We start from the raw sequence: 20,692 nt of genomic DNA on the forward strand, positions 1-20,692 counted from the left end.
CAAACCACCGGCATCGGTGCTGACCACGGTAAAGCTGTAGCTGGCTTTAGCTTCAAAGTTAGCGGAACTTAACAAGATTACTGCACCGGTAGCGGCATCAATGCTCAACAGCGGCGCATCATCACCGGGTACGGTTTTAAAGCTGTAAGTGCGGGTATCACCAGCATCTACATCTGTTGCCGTGGCGGTATAGATGATTGTGCTGACAGGCGCATTTTCAGCGACTGAACCGGTGGTAGCGGAAGTCATCATCGGCGCTTCGTTGACATTGGTGACTGTCGCCACTACGGCTTGTTCTGCGCTTAAACCACCGGCATCGGTGCTGACCACGGTAAAGCTGTAGCTGTCTTTAGCTTCAAAGTTGGCGGAGTCTTTCAGTGTCACCGCACCAGTCACGGCATCAATGTTCAGTAACGCTGAGTCATCTTCACCCGCTTTGAGGCTGTAGGTCGCCGTGTCGTTGTCATCCATATCTTCTGAAGTTACGGTGTAGATGACGGTGCTGACAGGTGCATTTTCAGCCACCGAACCGGTGGTACTGGAGGTGATTACTGGCGCTTCATTCACATCGGTCACTGTCGCCACTACGGCTTGTTCTGCGCTCAAACCACCGGCATCGGTGCTGACCACGGTAAAGCTGTAGCTGTCTTTGGCTTCAAAGTTAGTGGAGTCTTTCAGTGTCACAGCGCCAGTCACGGCATCAATGCTCAGTAACGCTGAGTCATCTTCACCCGCTTTGAGGCTGTAGGTCGCCGTGTCATTTGCATCCACATCCGTTGCAGTAGCCGTGTAAATGACCGTGCTGATGGCTGCATTTTCAGCGACTGAACCGGTTGTGCCGGAGGTGATCACTGGCGCTTCGTTGACATTGGTCACTGTCGCAACCACGGCTTGTTCTGCGCTCAAACCACCGGCATCGGTGCTGACCACGGTAAAGCTGTAGCTGTCTTTGGCTTCAAAGTTAGCAGGATTTAACAAGGTTACTGCACCGGTAGCGGCATCAATGCTCAACATCGACGTATCATCACCGGCCACGGTTTTAAAGCTGTAAGTGCGGGTATCACCGGCATCCACATCCGTTGCAGTGGCGGTGTAGATGACCGTGCTAATAGCGGCGTTTTCAGCAATGCTACCGGTAGTACCTGAAGTGATGGCTAAACCTTCGTTGACATTGGTGACTGTCGCCACTACGGCTTGTTCTGCGCTCAAACCACCGGCATCGGTGCTGACCACGGTAAAGCTGTAGCTGGCTTTGGCTTCAAGGTTAGCGGAGATTAACAAGGTTACCGCACCGGTAGTGGCATCAATGCTCAATAGCGGCGCATCATCACCGGCCACGGTTTTAAAGCTGTAAGTGCGGGTATCACCGGCATCTACATCCGTTGCAGTAGCCGTGTAAATAACCGTACTGACAGCTGCATTTTCAGCGACCGAACCGGTTGTGCCGGAGGTGATTACGGGTGCTTCATTCACATCTGTCACTGTCGCAACTACGGCTTGTTCGGCGCTTAAACCACCGGCATCGGTGCTGACTACGGTAAAGCTGTAGCTGGCTTTGGCTTCAAAGTTAGCAGGCGCTTTCAGAGTTACTTCACCGGTGATAGCGTTGATAGTTAGCAGAGACGCATCATCACCCAACCCTGTTTTAAAGCTATAAGTAGCTGTATCACCTTCATCCACATCAGTTGAAGTGGCTGTGTAGATTACCGTGCTAGTGGCTGAATTTTCTGCCACAGTGCCTGTTGTGCTTGATGTAATAACTGGGCCGCCGTCATTCTGTGCGGCTAAGCTAAAGCTTTGTGTGGCAGGAATACTACCGCCATTGTCATCAATTACGTTATACGTTAAAGCTACTGCACCGCTGTAATTAGCGGCGGGTGTAAATATCCAGCCACCTACTATAGGCACAAGCGTGCCGTGGCTGGCAGTTAGATTAGACACTGTTAACGCATCGCCATCCGCATCATTAAAACCTTGTAATAAGGTATTGGCAAGAATGGTATAGGCAGCGTCTTCTGTGCCGCTTATCATTGCAGCAGATGCTGTGCCTGTTGGGGTGTCATTGACTGCCGTTAAGCTAAAGCTCCGCGTTGCCGCAATGCTATTGCCACCGACATTACTACCATCAAATACGTTATAGGTTAACGCTACTGCGCCGTTGTAATTAGCATTGGGTGTAAATGTCCAGGTGCCATTGTTATTGTTGAATAATGTACCGTCAGTGGCTGTCAGATTTGATACTGATAAGGAATTGGTGTCAGCATCACTAAAGCCTTGTACTAAGTCAGTAAGATGAATAATGTAAGTATGATCTTCTATACCAGGGGCAAACACAAAAGTGGCTGCACCGGTGGTAGGATCATTTACAGGTGTGACATTAAAGGTAATTGCAGAAGCGGTGCTATATGAATTGCCGTCGTTAACCGTAAAGCCAAAGCCGCTGTTGGCTAGTCCATTCGCATTTAAAGCTGGGGTGAAAGTTAGATACTGAATATCGCTAGCATCAATTACCTGGTTTAAAGTGACTGGGTCTCCATCCCATACTAACAAACCAGAGCTCGGCAAGGTAGTGATTTGCACGCTAGCCATAGCAACGCCTTCCAAATCAGCATAACCGAAATCGGCCGCTGTGAATGTGTAGGTGTTATCTTCAAGAACAGTGATGGCTTTGTCTGCGCCTGTAGGGGCATCATTTACGGCTTCAACATTAAAATTAATGACTGAAGCAGTACTGCTTAATTCGCCGTCATTAACGGTAAAGCTAAAAGCGCTGTTTTCTGCTCCATTAGTGTTTAAAGCTGGAGTGAAAGTTAGCAGAGCAATATCGGCAGCAAGAATGACTTGGTTTAAGGTAACAACCGCACCCTCTAATTGCAATGAACCCGATTCTGGTAAGACAGTGATTTTGATACTGACCATAGGATTGGCTTCAATATCATCATAACCAAAGTCAGCTGCTGTGAAGTTATAAGTATTATCTTCAGGGACGGTAATGGATTTATTTTCAGCGGTAGGTGCATCATTTACAGCAGTGACATCAAAGGTGATGGCAGAAGCTGCGCTGTTTAGCTCTCCATCATTAACTGTAAAGCCAAATCCACTGTTTTCTACTCCGTTAGTATTTAGGACTGGGGTGAAGGTTAATAAAGCAATTTCGGCAGTCGAAATGATTTGGTTTAAAATGACTGGCTCACCATCAAATTCTAAAAAACCAGATGGGGGCAAGGTCGTGATTTTAACACTGACCATAGGACTGGCTTCAACATCAGTATAACCAAAGTCAGCGGATGTAAAGGTGTAGATATTATCTTCAAGAACGGCAATGGTTTTGTCTGCGCCTTTAGGGGCATCATTCACGGCGCTAACATCAAAGGTAATGGCAGAAGGCGCACTGTTTAGCTCGCCGTCATTGACCGTGAAGCTGAAACCGCTATTGGCTAGTCCATTCGTGTTTAAATCAGGGGTAAAGGTTAATAAATTAATATCACCAGCCAGTACGACTTGGTTTAAAGTAACAGCCGTTCCATCAAATTCTAACAAACCAGAACTAGGCATGGCAGTGATTTTGACACTAACCATCGCATCTTCGTCAATATCAGCATAACCGAAATCAGCAGCTGAAAATATGTAGGTGCTATCTTCATCAACCGAAATAGTTAGACCTGCGGCTGTTGGCGCATCATTTACCGCAGCTAAGCTAAAGTTTTGTGTAATCTCGGTGCTAGCGCCATGGATATCCGTTACGTTATAGGTCAGTTGAACTGGGCCGTTATAATTAAGGTCGGGTGTATAGGTCCAACCTCCCGTAATAGCAGCTATTACGCTGCCGTGGCTAGCCACTACAGTGTCGATTGAAAATGTGTCATTTTCAACGTCGCTAATACCTTGTAATAAAGCTGAAGTCAAGATGGTGTAAGGAGTGTCCTCTGTACCGGCTGCTAATACAGCCGTTGCGGGGCCTACAGGCGCATCATTAACTGGGGTTACATTAAAACTTTGTGTGGTTGGAGTAATGCCGGTACTGCCATCGGTTACGCTATAATTTAAAACAACCGGGCCGTTGTAATTTAGCGCAGGTTGGAATGTCCAACCACCAGGAACAGCGGTAAGTGTGCCATGGTTAGTTGTTAAACCTACAACGGATAAGGCATTGCTGTCTACATCAGTAAAGTTTTTCAATAAATCAAAAGCAAGAATACTGTAAGGCGTGTCTTCTGTAGCATTAGGCAATACTGGGTTTGCTGCAGCGACTGGGGAGTCATTTACTGCGGTTATGGTAAAGCTTTGTGCGCCTCCAACGCTACCGCCTTGGCCGTCAATTACGTCATAAGTTAAGTTTACAGTGCCGTTAATGTTTGCATAAGGGACAAATGTCCATGTGCCGTCATTATTGTTTAACACGGTACCCGTGCTTGCAGACAGGTTGTCAATAAATAGATTAGTACCTTGTTCTGCATCACTAAAACCGTGCAATAAATCAGCTGCAGTAATGGTGTAATTAAAATCTTCTGTACCCGCTGCTAACAAAAGGTCTGCTGCGCCTGTTGGATTTGTATTTAGTGCTACCATGATGATTTCCCTTTATGAGTTAGATAATAATTGGTATCAGCTCGATCGATAAACCAATAAAGCTAATAAACTATTGGAAGCTTAGTACAGCAATTTTGATTTTGTGGTCTGTATGAAAATATTTTTCTAATATTTGCGGGCAATTTCTGATGGATTGGCAAATGGACGCCATACAAATTAACTAGACAACAGCAAAGTTTTGCTTTATGGCTTGTTTGTTTGTAAAGTAATGTCAAAACTCAATAATAAAATCGTGTTCTGACGTCATCGCTAAGCTTTTGTAATAACTAAAATAAAGCGTGTGATTTGAAGGGAAAATCAAGGAAACTGAATAGAAGATGGCAAAAGCGCCTTCTGAGAAGAGAAAGCGCTATCTGTTTAAGTTCGGTATTGGAAAAACAGGGGTAATTTTTTTAGAACGAGGTTTAAATAAAATCAATACCTATCGCATCAACCAAGTGTACATGAGGATTGAGTAGCGTTTTAATACCGGAAAATTCCCGGTGATTGACCAAAAATACCACAACATCTGCTTGCGCAATGGCATCACTTAACAGCACAAGTTTATGGTCGGCCAAGACGTCCGGTAAGATTTTAATATTGGGCTCTACCAGCAATAACTGTACCTGCGTCGTTTCAGCAAACTGCTTGGCAATGTGCAGGGCAGGGCTCTCGCGTAAATCGTCAATATTAGGTTTGAAGGCCAACCCTAAAATAGCCACTTTAATAGTCGATTCTTCAATGCCAGTGGTTGTTAAAGCCGCAACCGCAGTGTGTATTTTGTTAAGCACCCAGGTGGGTTTATGGTCGTTAACTTCACGGGCAGTACGGATTATTCTGGCTTCATCCGGTGTTTTATCGACAATAAACCAAGGATCAACCGCGATACAATGGCCACCAACACCACAACCAGGCTGCAAGACATTGACCCGTGGGTGGTGATTAGCCAGCTTAATGAGTTCCCACGGATTAATATCAAGTTTATCGCAAATCAGCGACAGCTCATTGGCAAAGGCAATATTGACATCACGGAAGGCATTTTCGGTGAGTTTGCACATTTCTGCGGTGCGGGCATTGCTAATCAGTAATTTGCCTTTAACAAAAATGCGGTAAACATCTGCCGCTTTTTGAGAACATGCAGCGCTCAGGCCACCAATAATACGATCATTTTCCACTAGTTCACGTACCACATGGCCAGGTAATACGCGCTCAGGACAATAAGCAATATTAATATCGACATCAACGGCATTGTCTACAGGCAAACGTAAATCCGGGCGGGCTATCGTTAGCCACGCCAGCATTTTTTCTGTGGTACCTACGGGCGAAGTGGACTCTAAAATAACAATATCGCCCTTTTTTAATACCGGCGCAATGGATTCAACGGCGGCTTTTACGTAAGTTAAATCAGGTGAATGATCGCCCATGAATGGCGTAGGCACCGCTATGAGAAAAACATCGGCGGGTTCCGGTTTTGTTGTTGCCCGTAAATAACCTTGGGTAACGGCGGCATGGACAATCATGTCCAGCTCCGGCTCAACAATATGGATTTTGCCTTGATTAATGGTATCTACCGCGTGCTGGTTAACATCGACACCAATCACCTTAATTTTGCGGGAGGCAAACATGGCGGCAGTTGGCAGTCCAATGTAGCCAAGACCAATAACGGAGGCGGTGGTAATACTAGACGCTTGCATAGTGGCTCTTTTTGTTATCGTTTTTAATAATAGCGACAATACGTTCACAGGCTTTGCCATCGCCATAAGGGTTATGGGCAAAGCTCATGCGGTTATATTCATCGGGGTTGGTTAACAGTTCAGTCACCGCTTCGGTGATAACGGCAGCATCGGTGCCGACTAACTTCACCGTGCCTGCGCTAATGGCTTCGGGGCGTTCTGTCGTAGTGCGCATCACCAGAACCGGTTTACCTAATGAGGGCGCTTCTTCCTGAATACCACCGGAATCGGTAAGTATAATAGTAGCGCGGGTCATTAAATAAATAAACGGCAGGTAATCTTGCGGCTCAATCAAATGCACGTTAGTCACATCCTGTAGAATGCGGTTAACAGGTTCCAAGACATTCGGGTTTAAATGCACGGGGTACAGGAAATCCACATTCGGAAAATCAAGCGCCAAGCCTTTAATAGCCATGCAGATCTGCTCAAAGCCATCGCCAAAGTTTTCGCGCCGGTGGCCGGTAATCAGTACTAAGCGAGCGCCATCACGCAGGAACGGAAAGTTCTTATGCAGTGCCTGACTGACCGTATTATCAGCCTCAAGCTTGGCTTTTACCCACAGCAGGGCATCAATAACGGTGTTGCCGGTTACGTGTATGTTATTTGCAGGAATAGCTTCTTTGAGTAAATTGGACTGTGATTGCAAAGTCGGTGCAAAGTGCAGCTGTGCAAGCGCACCGGTCAGTTTGCGATTGGCCTCTTCCGGCCACGGCGAATAAATATTGCCAGTACGCAACCCTGCTTCTACATGGCCAACCGCAATACGCTGATAAAATGCCGCCAAGGTGGTGCAAAACGTGGTGGAAGTGTCGCCGTGCACCAGTACCAGATCAGGTTTGAATTCAACCAATACAGGTTCTATGCGGTTTAAAATTTCAGTGGTGATACCCGATAATGTTTGTCCGGGCTTCATGATGTTAAGATCATAATCTGGTTTGATATCAAATAGCTCTAAAACTTGATCCAGCATTTGTCTATGTTGTGCCGTTACGCAGACGCGGCTATCAAATTCTGGCTGTTCAGCCAGCAATTTAACTAACGGAGCCATTTTAATCGCTTCCGGTCGCGTTCCAAATACGGTGAGTATTTTCATAAGTCTATGTATTATATGTGTAGTAAATTTTTGACAAATAACTTACGCCAGCTGGATTCACAGCCGTTTTATTAAGTTAACGTCGGAATAGTCGGGTTTTATATCCCTATTTTTGCGAGTACTAGCCCTCCTAGCCAAGCGGGTATTGCAGGTTTAGGCATCATGGCTGCGTCAGATGATGCAGCCATTACCAAAGCTTAATTCAATCTGGTTAAGTTGTCGATATTTGCTGAAGGTTCTTTGCACAGAAGCATAGTGTATTAAGGTCATATTTACAGGTGTTTTATATTTTTAGAATATCATCAACAGATGTGGCCAGCGCAACGCGATAGAAGACTGGGCTTTTTTAAAGATTTATACGATCTATAGATTTTGAATAATCCTGTATGTGTGCCATTTCTAGAATTTTCCTTTAAGCCTAATAGCAAGAGGAGCTTTAGAGGCGGTAGTTTGCTGTCGACTGAGATACGTTAAGCAAAAGCGCATCCGTTAATGGTCTATACCTAAAGTTGTCTGGTGGTAGCACTCAACACAAGAATTGCCTTACAATCGACACCATTACATGATTAATATTAACTTGTTACTGCTCATGCCAGTATTTAAACAGCAGTATTGGCTTATTATGCTGACTCACTCATCTGTGATGCTTCTTTTGAAGTCATGATTTAGCACACCTTTCCTACTAAAAATCGTTTTGTCTAATCCAGTCATTTAGAACAAAACACTAACGAGACAGACGATGCCCGTTGATATTTTACTTACCGTTATAGCGGTATCCGTTATTCAATCCATTTTTGGTGTGGGCGTATTATTGTTTGGTACCCCGATATTACTATTGTTGGGATATGATTTTGTTGAAGCCTTGGGTGTATTGCTGCCTATTTCCATCTCCATTAATACCTTACAAGTACTTAGGCATCATCGCGAACTTGATGTAGGTTTTTATAAAAACATACTCATTTACAGTGTGCCATTAGTGGTTATTTTTCTAGCGTTGGTCACGTCGGTTAAAATTAACGTTACTCCCGTCATTGGTGTCTTGTTGATTTTTGTGGCTTTAAAAAGTATTTCAGTATTTATTGAGCATAAGGTACAGTCGATAGTTAAATACGAGCGAGTGTATTTAATGGTCATGGGGATAGTTCATGGCATCAGTAATTTAGGCGGTTCGTTGCTAACCGTCATTATTTACAGCAAACACTATCCTAAAAATAAAACCCGTGTAACTGCTGCTGCAAGTTATGCGACCGTTGCGTTATGTCAACTGCTTACTTTATTGTGGGTCGGCAGTGAATTTACCGTGTCTTACTTTGACAAAATCAGCTTGATGCAAGTAGGAACTATTATGTTTTTATTAACTGAAGAAATGCTGTACAACCAGATTGATAACGACAAATACAGTAAATTATTTGCGGTGTTTTTATTTATATCGGGGATTTTGCTGATCATAAAATCATTATAAAAAAGCGTTACTCTATTCACACAAACAGTCAATTTGTTTATTATTTTATTATAACTTATCAACTTCCAGGATACGATGTCTGATATTGAAATTGCCCAAAAAGCAAAAATGCAGCCGATTATCGGTTTAGTCAAAGAACACTACGGCATTGATGCTGAGCACTTAGATCCTTTTGGCCACTACAAGGCCAAACTTTCCTTGGAATATGTCGCTAGTTTGGCGGATAAACCCGATGGAAAACTCATTCTGGTGACCGCCATTAGTCCTACGCCAGCGGGAGAAGGTAAAACCACCACTACCGTAGGCTTGGGCGATGCTCTAAATCGCATGGGTAAAAAAGCCATCATGTGTTTACGCGAGCCTTCTTTAGGGCCGTGTTTTGGCATGAAAGGTGGGGCGGCAGGCGGGGGCTATTCGCAAGTTGTGCCGATGGAAGATATTAATCTGCATTTTACCGGTGATTTTCACGCCATTGGCGTGGCACATAATCTGCTGGCAGCGCTAATTGACAACCATATTCATCATGGCAATGCCTTGGATATTGATCCACGGCGCATCCAATGGAAACGTGTGGTCGACATGAACGACCGTGCTTTACGCCACATTATTGTAGGGTTGGGCGGAGCCGCTAATGGTTATCTGCGCGAAGACGGTTATGATATTGTTGTCGCTTCGGAAGTAATGGCAATTTTATGTTTGGCTACCAGCCGTGTTGATCTTAAAGACCGTCTGGGTAAAATCGTCATCGGTTATAAATCGGATAAAATAACCCCGGTTTACGCCAGTGATTTGCACGCACAAGGTGCAATGGCGGCGCTGCTAAAAGATGCGATTAAACCGAACCTGGTGCAAACCCTGGAAAATAATATTGCTATTATTCACGGCGGGCCATTTGCCAATATTGCGCATGGTTGTAATACGGTGACCGCCACTAAAACGGCGTTAAAATTAGCCGATTATGTCATTACAGAAGCGGGCTTTGGCGCTGATTTAGGCGCGGAAAAATTCATTGATATTAAATGCCGCATGGCTGACTTAAAACCCTCTGCTGTGGTGTTAGTGGCTACCATACGTGCGTTAAAGTTTCATGGCGGCGTGAACAAAGATGATTTGAATCAAGAAAATTTGGCCGCGCTGGAAAAAGGCTTTGAAAATCTGGAGCGCCACTATAACAACATCACCCAGCATTACGGCTTACCGTGTGTGGTGTGTGTTAATCATTTTACCTTTGATACCGAAGTCGAACTTGAGCTGTTGCAGGCTAAATGTGCTGTTTTAGGAGCCAGGTGTGTGGTTTCAAAACACTGGGCGCAGGGCAGCGCGGGTGCAGAAAGCCTGGCGCAGGAAGTCATCAATATCGTCGATCACCGTGAACCTGGCTGTACTTTTGTCTATGATGAAAATCTCAGCGCCTGGGACAAGATTGAAACCATAGCCACTAAACTTTACGGCGCCTCAGGGATTTCTGCCAGTGCCAAAATTAAAGCCCAACTTAATACCTGGGATGAAAATTATGGCAAGTTTCCGGTGTGTATTGCTAAAACACAAATGTCATTTTCTACCAATCCAGGTTTAAAAGGCGCACCGTCTGGCCATACCATTGAAATCAGTGAAGTGAGATTGGCCAATGGCGCGGGCTTTATCGTTGCTATTGCAGGCGACATGATGACCATGCCGGGTTTGCCCAAATATCCCGCCGCTGAACGCATTGATATTGATGATACTGGCAAAATAACTGGATTGTTTTAATTATGTTTTCTATTGTATTGCCCGTAGCTGAAATTTACACCGGGGTTTTCCCGGCAAGTTACGTACTAGGCAGGCAGCACTGGTTAACCCAAGTTGAACGCTTAACTTTGCCTAAGCACAGCAGAGCGTTTGCCTGTGCCGGTACAACCCCCGATGGCCAGGCACTGATTACCGATAGCGTATGGATAGGTGCGAGTGATGCCAAAAATGTACTGGTGTTAATTGCCGGAACCCACGGTATTGAAGGCTATGCGGGTAGTGCAATAGAAATCGATTTTTTGCGGTTATTGAGATCACAGTGTCTCACGTTACCACCGGATGTTGCGGTGTTGGTCATTCACGCTTTAACGCCGTGGGGTTATGCCTGGCAAAGGCGCTGTGATGAAGATGGCGTTGATCTTAACCGTAATGCGGTTGATTTTCCCAAGCCCCTGCCGGAAAACCCCGATTATGATGCACTTCGGTCAGCCTTATTTTTAGAAGATAAAACTGAAAGAACGCAATTATTTAAAGTATTTGAACAACATCATGGCCGAGTCGCCTTTGAAAAAGCCATCAGTGGCGGGCAATATCACGATCCTAGCGGCCCTTTTTACGGGGGTGCAAAGCCCGCGCATGGCCGCTTGGTGGTCGAGGAACTTATCCAGCATTATAATTTAGCAGAACGTAATCTCGCTGTCATTGATTTACACAGTGGTTTAGGTGCTTATGGTTACGGTGAAATTATATGTGACCATGCGCCAGAAAGCCCAGCTACACAGATGGCGCAGCTTTGGTACGGTGATTCTGTAACGTTGCCCGCGCTGGGCACCTCCAGTTCGGTCGCCAAAACCGGCCTACAAGATTATTTGTGGCATGCCATTATGAATGACCACAGTTGTTATATTACCCTGGAGTTTGGCACTTACAGCACTGACCAATTATTTGATGTTTTGCTACGCGACCATCAGTTATGGGCGCAATCTGATAACCCACAAGCGAAAGAAGCGCACAGCTTATTAATGCGTCAGCATTTTTGCCCAAATGATACGGCTTGGCAAGAAATGGTGTTGTTTCGCTCACGGCAAGTTATCACCCAAGCGTTACGAGGCTTAATTGTATGACAGCTTTGATTCGTCCGGCGCATCTGGACGATATTGATGATTTGCTTGTGCTGGAAAATAGCAGTTTTGAGACGGATAAACTCAGCCGCCGCAGCTTTCGTCACTGGTTGACCACAGAACATTGCGCTTTACTGGTAGCGGAACTTGCTCAGCAAATTGTCGGTTATATTCTGGTTATCTATCATCCTGGCACGCGATTGGCGCGAGTTTATTCGCTGGCAATATTGCAGGTATTTAGAGGGCAGGGCATAGCCAAGCAGCTGATAATAGCGGGTGAAAAAGCCGCCAGTGAGGGTGGTAGATTGTATTTGCGCCTTGAGGTGAGCATCGATAATATCGCTGCAATTCAGTTGTATGAAGGCTTGGGATTTCAAAAATTTGGTATTTACCGGGGCTATTATGAAGACCATAAAGATGCTTTGCGTTACCAAAAGCGTATTCGCTATTTTGCCGATGTGCTGCAACATCGGTCTGTCCATTGGCTAAAACAAACCACGCCGTTTACTTGTGGGCCGGCGGCTTTAATGATGGCCATGCACGGTCTTGATAGACAATATCACCCGTCCCGCGAAGAAGAAATTAATTTATGGCGAGAAGCGACCACTATTTTTATGACCTCAGGGCATGGGGGGTGTCATCCGATAGGTTTGGCGTTAGCAGCTAAGCGACGTGGTTTTCAAGTAAAAGTCTGGATTAATAAAACTGATACCTTGTTTATTGATGGGGTACGCAATGATGAAAAAAAACAGGTTGTTGAACTGGTTGATGCGTGTTTTAAGCGCGAAGCGGCAGAGCAGGGTATTCCTATACATTATGCCAACATCACTCAAAATGATTTGATTGCTGCTTTTAAAGCCGGTGCCATTCCTCTGATCTTAATTAGTACATTTTCTTTGGATAGAAAAAAAGCCCCACATTGGGTAGTGATGAGTGGTTTTGATGATGATTGCCTGTACATGCACGACTCTGATCCTGAAGAAGGCCGTCAAAATGAACTCGATTGCCAGTTTATTCCGGTGGCGCGTGAGGATTTTGACAGGATGTCGTGTTTTGGTAAAAACAGATTGCGAACAGCCGTTATTGTTTTGCCGGAGTCAAAAAAGGCTAATAAGGTTTCAGAGAGCTGAGCTAAAAGAAGCGCATCATTCGCGAATAATGCGCTTTTGTGAAAAGTCTTATTTATTATTTTGACAACGTGATGATGTCATACATCTCATTACCAAATGCAGCAGTGGCGCTTGAGGTAAAATTGAACTGAGTAATTTGTATCTTACCCGCTGATATAAGTTTTCCGCTTAAAAATACAGATTTTGAAGAACCCGTAGTGAGGGAAACGTCAATACCATTCGCTTGAATAGTAGAATCGGGATCAATTCTACCCACAATTTTTAGGGAATTAGACCCCACTTTTAAAGTGCCATTAAAAAGATTGCCGGGTGAACCACCGATTTTGCACTGGGTTATAGTCAATACAACACTAACAGGGACGCTACAAGCAGTAGTGGAGACTTTTCTAGCAGCTCCTTTCCAGCTTCCGTTTAGGTTTGGCGCTGCCGAAACCAAAGTAGACACACATAAAGCCAAAGCTATCCACAAAAGTTTAACAAAAATATTTTTTTTCATGACATACACCTGATAGTGTTGAAGACAATTAGTCCATGAAGAACACAGCAAAACATTGTATTCAGCTGTTCATTCCTAAAAATTAAATACTACAACTTAAGTTTCGGAATAGCAATACGTACATATACTTAAAACGTGGCATTCTTTTAGGTAAAGCTACGTGTTTAACAAGGCTTGGATGTCAGATTCAAGTTCAGCAAAATGGCCAAAATGACGGGCGCGTAATATCCCTTGTTTATCTATTAGTAAATGCGAGGGTGTGCCTTGTAAGGCGTAGCTATCAAAAGTAGCCGCATTAAATAACTTGGCCTGTAAATACTGACTGACTCGTTGGCGGGTTTTTTGTTGCCCAGCAGCAGACTGGCGTTCAAATTGCGCGAGGTGAGTATCAATAAATGCCTTGATGGTTTCGTCAGTCGGCGGATTAGATTGCTGGGTTAATTTATCCATAGCCACTGGAAAGGGAATTTTGTAGGGAAACTGTCCGTTACCATAAGCGTTAAGTGCAGCAAGCGTTGCGCCGACAGTTTCGCCATCCAATAATAGCTTTTGTAAGTTTTCTAAGGTGTTTTTATCATAGTCTTCAAATGCGGTGGCAACACCTAAGACTTTTAAGCCCTGATTATGGTAGCGTTGATGTAAATCAACAGCTTGCGGAAGAGAGTAAATAAAGCAGCCCGGGCAATTAACCTGAAAAACTTCCACCAGAACAACATAACCTTGTAATTGATCAAGATTAACCGGCTCGCCTTGCACCCATTCAGAAACCTGCAATAATGGCGCTTTTTGACCTATTCCTGGATAAGACATCGCATAAATCCTTATTTTTATTAATGGTAAAAATCTGAAAACCTGAAATACAAAACCATATTTCTATACCCTAATAGGCACTGACTATAGTCAATCAGCTTGATATTGTATAACGGCATTACCAGCAAATAGAGTAAAATGCGACCCAGACTCAAAAGCCAAAGTTCAACACTTTGCGCAGCTTTCATCCTATTCTTTATTATTTTCTCGGAACAACACTTTGATAACCTCCGCAAACATCACTATGCAGTTTGGGGCTAAACCCCTATTTGAAAACGTTTCTGTTAAATTTGGCGACGGCAACCGCTACGGCTTAATCGGTGCCAATGGCTGTGGCAAATCCACTTATATGAAAATCTTAAGCGGCGACCTGGAACCCTCTGCCGGCAACGTCAGCATTACGCCGGGTGAACGCTTGGGGATTTTGCGCCAGGACCAATTTGCTTATGAAGACTTTAGTGTTATAGATACTGTCATCATGGGGCATAAAGAACTGTGGCACATTAAAAAGGAACGCGACCGTATCTACTCGCTGCCGGATATGACCGAAGCAGAAGGTATGCAGGTTGCTGATCTGGAGGTCGAGTTTGCGGAAATGGACGGTTATACCGCTGAATCCAGAGCCGGTGAGTTATTACTAGGCTTGGAGATACCGCAGGAGCAACATTACGGTTTGATGAGCGCGGTTGCGCCAGGCTGGAAATTACGGGTATTGTTAGCGCAGGCTCTGTTTGCTGAGCCTGATATTTTGCTACTCGACGAACCTACCAACAACTTGGATATCAATACGATCCGTTGGCTTGAAGATGTGCTTAACGACCGTAATTGCACCATGATTATTATTTCCCATGATCGGCATTTTTTAAACAGCATCTGTACGCACATGGCAGACATGGATTTTGGCGAATTGCGTGTTTATCCGGGTAATTATGACGATTACATGACCGCATCAACGCAGGTGCGTGACCAATTATTGGCCGGTAATGCCAAGAAAAAAACCCAGATGGCCGAGTTACAAACTTTTGTCAGCCGTTTTTCCGCGAATGCCTCTAAAGCCAAACAAGCCACTTCACGTGCCCGGCAGCTGGAAAAAATCAAATTAGACGATATTAAACCCTCCAGTCGGGTTAATCCTTTTATACGTTTTGATCAAACTAAAAAACTGTTCCGGTTAGCTTTAGAAGTTGAAGGCGTAAGCAAGGGCTATGGTGAAAAGCCATTATTCAAAAGCCTGAAGTTGATGGTATCGGTAGGTGAAAAAGTGGCCATTATTGGCCCAAACGGTATCGGTAAGTCCACACTTTTACGGACACTGGTCGGTGATTTAAAACCCGATACCGGTAAAGTCAAATGGTCTGAAAATTCGGAAGTGGGTTACTACGCACAGGATCATGCCGAGGATTTTGCTGAAAATATTACCCTTATTGAATGGATGGGGCAATGGCGTAAGGAATCCGATGACGACCAATCGATACGTGGCACATTAGGCCGGTTATTGTTTACGTCAGATGATATTAATAAACCGGTAAAAGTGCTTTCAGGGGGCGAGCAGGGACGCATGTTGTTCGGTAAACTGATCCTGCAAAAAAATAACATTATGGTGCTGGATGAGCCGACCAACCATCTTGATATGGAGTCGATTGAGTCGCTTAATACCGCGCTGGAAAACTACCCGGGCACCTTGCTATTTGTCAGCCATGACCGTGAGTTTGTCTCATCTTTGGCAACACGCATTATTGAATTAACGCCTAACGGTATTGTTGACTTTAATGGTAACTATGAAGATTATTTGGAGAGCCAGAGTAAATAATTCTCATCACTAAACCAGTAGCGCAAAACGCTAATTGCATTTTACTTTAGTGCTCACTGCCATTAAGTTAAGAACACGACCAGGCCGAAAACCTGTTTTGGCAAAAAACTTTTTTTTCTGATCACAAACCGGTGCGTTCTATCCGGCGTACCAAGCATGATCTGACGGCTCAGCCGGTTGATAAAATAGGCAATTCCGGTGAGGTTTGGCTCAGGCAGTTATTTTTGGGCGGATCATCACGTTACCCTCGGTGACAAGCTGCGGGTTTTTAAATCCGGCAGCATTGTGCATGAAATTCCGCTGGATAATCTGGGCTCACAAACCGTCATTGGCCGTCACCCCGATGCCGATTTGCAGCTGGAATCACATAAAATGGCCATGTTCCATGCCCTCATCAGAAAAGTCGATGGCAAGTTGTACATCGAAAACCTGGACAGCGACAGCGGTATTCTGATTAAAAACAGGAAGCTAAGCCTGAAAACGCGCGTCCAACTGCGCGATGGTATGCAAATTGATATGCCAGGATTTAGGCTCGAATTTGCTATTGCCAATATGCCCAATAGCGATGAGCTGGATTTTGACGCCGAAGAATTATTGGAAATACCGGATTTTTTCTACCAGCCGCCACCGCCTGCCGCCAGTCCGTTGCTCAGCAATCTGGTTGATAACCTGGGCAGCCTGAAAATTTGGTCTGAAGGCACGTCCATCCTTAAAGTAGCTGACATTATCGAAGAAACCGCCGACTGCAAGACTTTTCGTTTGGTTGGTAAGCAATCTCTGTTGTTCTCTTATAAACCGGGGCAATTTATTACTTTCATCCTGAATCTGGATGGTAAGGAAGTCAAACGTTCTTACAGCATGTCATCCAGCCCTTCCAGGCCGCATTTGCTGGAAGTCACTATCAAACGCGTACCTGGCGGTTTGGTATCCAACTGGTTTTGCGACCATGTGAAGTTGGGTGATGAATTGATCATCAAAGGCCTTGCGGGGAAATTCACCTGCTTTAATTACCCATCCAGCAAGATGTTGTTTGTGGGCGCTGGCAGCGGCATCACTCCGTTGTTGTCCATGAGCCGTTGGATTGCCGATACTGCCTCGGATGTCGACGTTAAACTGCTGGGCTCTTTCAAATCGCCGCCCGACATTATTTTCCGCAAGGAATTTGAAATGCTGTCTGCGCGTAATCGGGGCTTTCAGGTCGCCATCAGTGTCACATCCGGTTGGCATGGTTCGGATTTTTGGACGGGATTTACTGGTCGGGTCAATCACCATATGTTGAATTTGTTTGTGCCGGATCTTCACGAACGTGATGTGTTTTTGTGCGGCCCTGAACCGTTTGCCGATAATGTCAAAAATATTCTACGCGACCTGAATTACGATATGGCACGCTTTCATACCGAAAGTTTTGGTTCAGGCCGTTCTGCCCAGCAATCCGGTACTGATGTCAGCAAGATACTTCAATTGAAGGGGATGTTGCATAAAGTCACTTTTGCCAAATCAGGGAAAACGGTAGAAACGGATGGACACACGACCTTGCTGGCGCTGGCTGAAGCCCATGGCATCGAGATTGATTACAGCTGCCGGATAGGGAGTTGTGGCGAATGTGAAGTAAAGTGCAACGGTAATACGTATGCTTTGCCGGACTGCGGGATTGACGAAAAAACCAGGGCAGCAGGATTTATTTATACCTGTTGCAGTATGGCGACATCTGATGTGGAGCTGTTAATTTAATTAACTTCTTGAGTGTATTTTTACCACCCACTGAGGCCAAGGGGGATAAAGCATAACGTATAAAAACCGTATTAAAAGCACGCTTTACACATAATGCTGATCGTTGATGTGGACTATGAATTTATCTTTTCCACCCACTCATAAAGCTCGGTCAACGCCGGATCGCACTTACCACAACCAGAACCACAAGCCGTACCTGTAGGCAATCTGCGCACATTGCCCTTACTGATCCATTTGCCCAGCATACCGCGCAACGCATCTTCATCCATATTAAAACGATCAACTAAATCCTTTAAAGCAATGCGCTTGCGCTCTTTTAAATAGTCCCGTAAATCAGATAAAATCATGACATTGCTCCCGAAACAGGCTTTACCACGCCATATCTGCCATACAACCAAAGCCCAAATAATACCGACGAAAATAGCCCAAGCAAGCCGGTAATCCAAAACAGCGAGTAAGCCGGATGTTGAATATAAGTGACGGCCTGATAAAAAATAGTTGCCGTACCGTAAGCAAGGCCAGTGGTCCACAACACTACAAACAACGTCCAGTTTAAATTGGTTTCGCGGTAAATGGCTGCCGTTGCCGCCACACACGGTGCGTACAGCAAAATAAACAGCAAATAAGCAAAAGCACCGGCTTTGCCGTCAAAACTTTGCCGCATGGCCGCATACGTATCCGCTTTGACATCTTGCTCACTCACGGCGGCATTCACATCTAACCCCAAAGGATCTAACAAATTATCGGCAATGGCCATTAGATTTTTAGGCAACGTTAAAAACGCATCACTCAAAGCTTGCTGTAAATTAAAGGCACTATCCGTTGTCTTTGCACCGGCTTGCTGACTGTACAGTGCATCCAGTGTGCCGACTACCGCTTCTTTAGCCAATACACCGGTAAAAATACCCACGGTGGCTGGCCAGTTATCTTGCGCAATGCCCATAGGCTGAAATATCGGTGTTAGACCCCGACCAATCGCGCTCAGCACAGAGCGGTTATTATTTTGCTGGCCAAAGCTGCCATCGGTATTAATGGCATTGAGTAAATTCAACACCAATACCATCGGTACGATAACCTTACCGGCATTAAACAAAAACGATTTAAGCCGATCCCAGGTTCTAATAAACACGCCACTTAAAGTGGGCATGTGATACGCGGGCAGCTCCATAATAAACGGCGTGGTCTCGCCTTTAAATAGTGTATGGCGCATGATTAAGCCGGTAAAAACCGCCACGCCAATACCAAAAAGATATAAACCAAACACCAGATTCTGTCCACCCACCGGAAAAAATGCCGAGGCAAACAAGGCATAAACCGGCAATCTTGCGCCACATGACATAAACGGGTTCATCAAGTTGGTCAAAATTCTGTCGTGTTGTTTTTCAAGGGTGCGGGTCGCCATAATGGCCGGTACGTTACAGCCAAAGCCGACAATCATCGGCACAAAGGCTTTACCGGGCAAGCCGATCATGCGCATAAATCTGTCCATAACAAAAGCCGCTCTGGCCATGTAACCGGAATCTTCCAAGGCGGACAAAAACATAAACAAAAAGCCAACCACCGGAATAAACGTTGCAACCACTTGTATGCCGTTACCGATACCTTGGGTTATCAACACCGTCAGCCATTGCGGGCTGTGTAAGCTGGTTAATAATGCGCCCAGGCCATCTACCAGCACAGCGCCGGTGGCTTGATCAAAAAAATCCACAAAAGCATTGCCGACATTAATGGTACACATAAACATGGTGTACATCACCAGCAAAAACACCGGAATACCCAGAAAACGATTGAGAACAATCTGATCTATTTGTTCGGTGCGGTGTTGACTGATTTCGTGTATTTTACATACAGTATCTTGGGTGATTTTATTAACAAATCCATACCGTGCATCAGCGGCTAGAATATCAATTTCATCGTTGGTTTGGGTTTCTACCTGGCGTTGCAATTGCGCTACTTTAGGGAGCAAATCAGCTCCGGCATAGTGTTTGGCAAGCGTATCATCTTCTAACAAACGCAAGGCCAGCCAGCGTAAATTACAATTATGTTGTGCGGCAATGTCGGTTAATAAAGGCGAAAGTGTATCGACCGCATGCTCCAAAGCCCCAGTATAAGGAATGGTGATTGTGGGTATCGGCTGGCTGGTTACGCTTTTATTAATGACGGCTTTTAAAGTATCAATACCGTGCTTATTGGCCGCAGAAATAGCCACCACAGGGCAACCTAGCTGGATGCTTAAGGCATCAATATCGATTTTAATGCCGCGCTTTTTAACGGCATCCATCATATTGAGCACCAATATCATCGGTACGCGCATTTCAATGAGTTGCGAGGTTAAATAAAGGTTGCGCTCAAGACTGGAGGCATCAACAATATTGATGATTAAATCAGCGGCTTTGGAGGCGACAAAGTCACGCGCCACTTTTTCATCCGGGGAGATGTGATCATCGGCAGCTTCTAGTGAATAAGTACCTGGGAGATCAACTAAGCTTATGGTTTTGTTGGCGTGGCGGTATTGACCGGTTTTTTTTTCTACGGTAACACCCGGCCAATTACCCACATGTTGGTTAGAACCGGTAAGCACATTAAACAGGGTTGTCTTGCCACAATTAGGATTGCCGACAACACCGACCGTACTACAATCAGTTGACATTACATTCTCTCTAACAACAAAACCGCAGCTTCATCCTTTCTTAGCGTCAATGAAAAACCGCGCAATTTAATTTCGACCGGATCACCCATTGGAGCAAAGCGCGTCACACTAAACGGCGTTCCTGGGGTTAAACCCATCGCCAATAATTTTTTACGATACGCTTTACCGGCTTTATCAAAGCCAGTAATTTTTGCCAAATCACCAACCGCAAGTTGCTTCAGGTTTAACGACATCTTTCAACACCACACGAAAAGTATAAAAAACGAATGATCAAAGAGGAATCAATAATCATTCTCATTAGCATCACTATAACATCAAAATACAACTATTCAAGCGTGGGTCAAAAATAAAATTACACT

The 20,692-nt window shown here is 44.9% G+C and carries 14 protein-coding genes; 6 read left to right on the plus strand and 8 right to left on the minus strand.

What is annotated here, in order from left to right; all coding sequences use genetic code 11:
• The 3 genes from ACHZC4_RS06810 to wecB form a co-directional block, all read right to left on the minus strand.
• A partial coding sequence (locus ACHZC4_RS06810; protein ID WP_394753077.1) for a cadherin-like domain-containing protein occupies window positions 1-4,569 on the minus strand: 4,569 nt, incomplete at its 3' end.
• A gap of 425 nt (window positions 4,570-4,994) precedes the next feature.
• Window positions 4,995-6,263: a UDP-N-acetyl-D-mannosamine dehydrogenase gene (wecC, locus tag ACHZC4_RS06815; RefSeq protein WP_394753078.1), complete on the minus strand. Its 1,269-nt coding sequence runs from the start codon at window positions 6,261-6,263 to the stop codon at window positions 4,995-4,997.
• Window positions 6,250-7,395 carry a non-hydrolyzing UDP-N-acetylglucosamine 2-epimerase gene (gene wecB / locus ACHZC4_RS06820; protein WP_394753079.1) on the minus strand — a complete coding sequence of 382 codons (1,146 nt, stop codon included), beginning with the start codon at window positions 7,393-7,395 and terminating at the stop codon, window positions 6,250-6,252. The genes wecC and wecB overlap by 14 nt, the downstream gene beginning before the upstream one ends.
• Before the next feature lie 739 nt (window positions 7,396-8,134).
• On the opposite strand from wecB, the gene ACHZC4_RS06825 reads away from it, so the two are divergent.
• The 4 genes from ACHZC4_RS06825 (at window position 8,135) to ACHZC4_RS06840 (ending at window position 12,836) form a co-directional block, all read left to right on the plus strand.
• Window positions 8,135-8,857 carry a TSUP family transporter gene (locus tag ACHZC4_RS06825; protein WP_394753080.1) on the plus strand — a complete coding sequence of 241 codons (723 nt, stop codon included), beginning with the start codon at window positions 8,135-8,137 and terminating at the stop codon, window positions 8,855-8,857.
• Between the two features lie 75 nt (window positions 8,858-8,932).
• Window positions 8,933-10,606 carry a formate--tetrahydrofolate ligase gene (locus ACHZC4_RS06830; RefSeq protein ID WP_394753081.1) on the plus strand — a complete coding sequence of 558 codons (1,674 nt, stop codon included), beginning with the start codon at window positions 8,933-8,935 and terminating at the stop codon, window positions 10,604-10,606.
• Between the two features lie 2 nt (window positions 10,607-10,608).
• Complete coding sequence (locus ACHZC4_RS06835; RefSeq protein ID WP_394753082.1) at window positions 10,609-11,709, plus strand: DUF2817 domain-containing protein; 1,101 nt, start codon at window positions 10,609-10,611, stop codon at window positions 11,707-11,709.
• Entirely contained in the window at window positions 11,706-12,836 is a 1,131-nt protein-coding gene (locus ACHZC4_RS06840; RefSeq protein WP_394753083.1) for a GNAT family N-acetyltransferase/peptidase C39 family protein, read from the plus strand. The genes ACHZC4_RS06835 and ACHZC4_RS06840 overlap by 4 nt, the downstream gene beginning before the upstream one ends.
• Before the next feature lie 55 nt (window positions 12,837-12,891).
• On the opposite strand, the gene ACHZC4_RS06845 is transcribed toward ACHZC4_RS06840, so the two are convergent.
• The gene (locus tag ACHZC4_RS06845) at window positions 12,892-13,332 is read right to left on the minus strand and encodes a hypothetical protein (protein ID WP_394753084.1); all 441 of its coding nucleotides are present in this window, start codon (window positions 13,330-13,332) and stop codon (window positions 12,892-12,894) included.
• A gap of 156 nt (window positions 13,333-13,488) precedes the next feature.
• Window positions 13,489-14,142, minus strand: coding sequence for a TlpA disulfide reductase family protein (locus tag ACHZC4_RS06850; RefSeq protein ID WP_394753085.1), 654 nt, complete (start codon window positions 14,140-14,142; stop codon window positions 13,489-13,491).
• 220 nt (window positions 14,143-14,362) lie between these two features.
• Here ACHZC4_RS06850 and ACHZC4_RS06855 point away from each other — a divergent pair, with 220 nt between their 5' ends.
• On the plus strand, window positions 14,363-15,952 hold the full coding sequence (locus ACHZC4_RS06855; RefSeq protein WP_394753086.1) for an ABC-F family ATPase: 1,590 nt from the start codon (window positions 14,363-14,365) through the stop codon (window positions 15,950-15,952).
• Window positions 15,953-16,150: 198 nt separating this feature from the next.
• The gene (locus ACHZC4_RS06860) at window positions 16,151-17,683 is read left to right on the plus strand and encodes an FAD-binding oxidoreductase (RefSeq protein ID WP_394753087.1); all 1,533 of its coding nucleotides are present in this window, start codon (window positions 16,151-16,153) and stop codon (window positions 17,681-17,683) included.
• Window positions 17,684-17,796: 113 nt separating this feature from the next.
• Here ACHZC4_RS06860 and ACHZC4_RS06865 read toward each other — a convergent pair whose 3' ends face one another.
• The 3 genes from ACHZC4_RS06865 to ACHZC4_RS06875 are packed head-to-tail and all read right to left on the minus strand — an operon-like array spanning window position 17,797 to window position 20,566.
• Window positions 17,797-18,030 carry a FeoC-like transcriptional regulator gene (locus tag ACHZC4_RS06865; RefSeq protein WP_394753088.1) on the minus strand — a complete coding sequence of 78 codons (234 nt, stop codon included), beginning with the start codon at window positions 18,028-18,030 and terminating at the stop codon, window positions 17,797-17,799.
• Window positions 18,027-20,333 carry a Fe(2+) transporter permease subunit FeoB gene (gene feoB / locus ACHZC4_RS06870; RefSeq protein ID WP_394753089.1) on the minus strand — a complete coding sequence of 769 codons (2,307 nt, stop codon included), beginning with the start codon at window positions 20,331-20,333 and terminating at the stop codon, window positions 18,027-18,029. The genes ACHZC4_RS06865 and feoB overlap by 4 nt, the downstream gene beginning before the upstream one ends.
• Window positions 20,333-20,566, minus strand: coding sequence for a ferrous iron transport protein A (locus tag ACHZC4_RS06875; protein WP_394753090.1), 234 nt, complete (start codon window positions 20,564-20,566; stop codon window positions 20,333-20,335). The genes feoB and ACHZC4_RS06875 overlap by 1 nt, the downstream gene beginning before the upstream one ends.
• Between the last annotated feature and the right edge of the window lie 126 nt (window positions 20,567-20,692).

The organism is Crenothrix sp. (genome assembly GCF_043729335.1).
Classification (GTDB): Bacteria; Pseudomonadota; Gammaproteobacteria; order Methylococcales; family Methylomonadaceae; genus Crenothrix.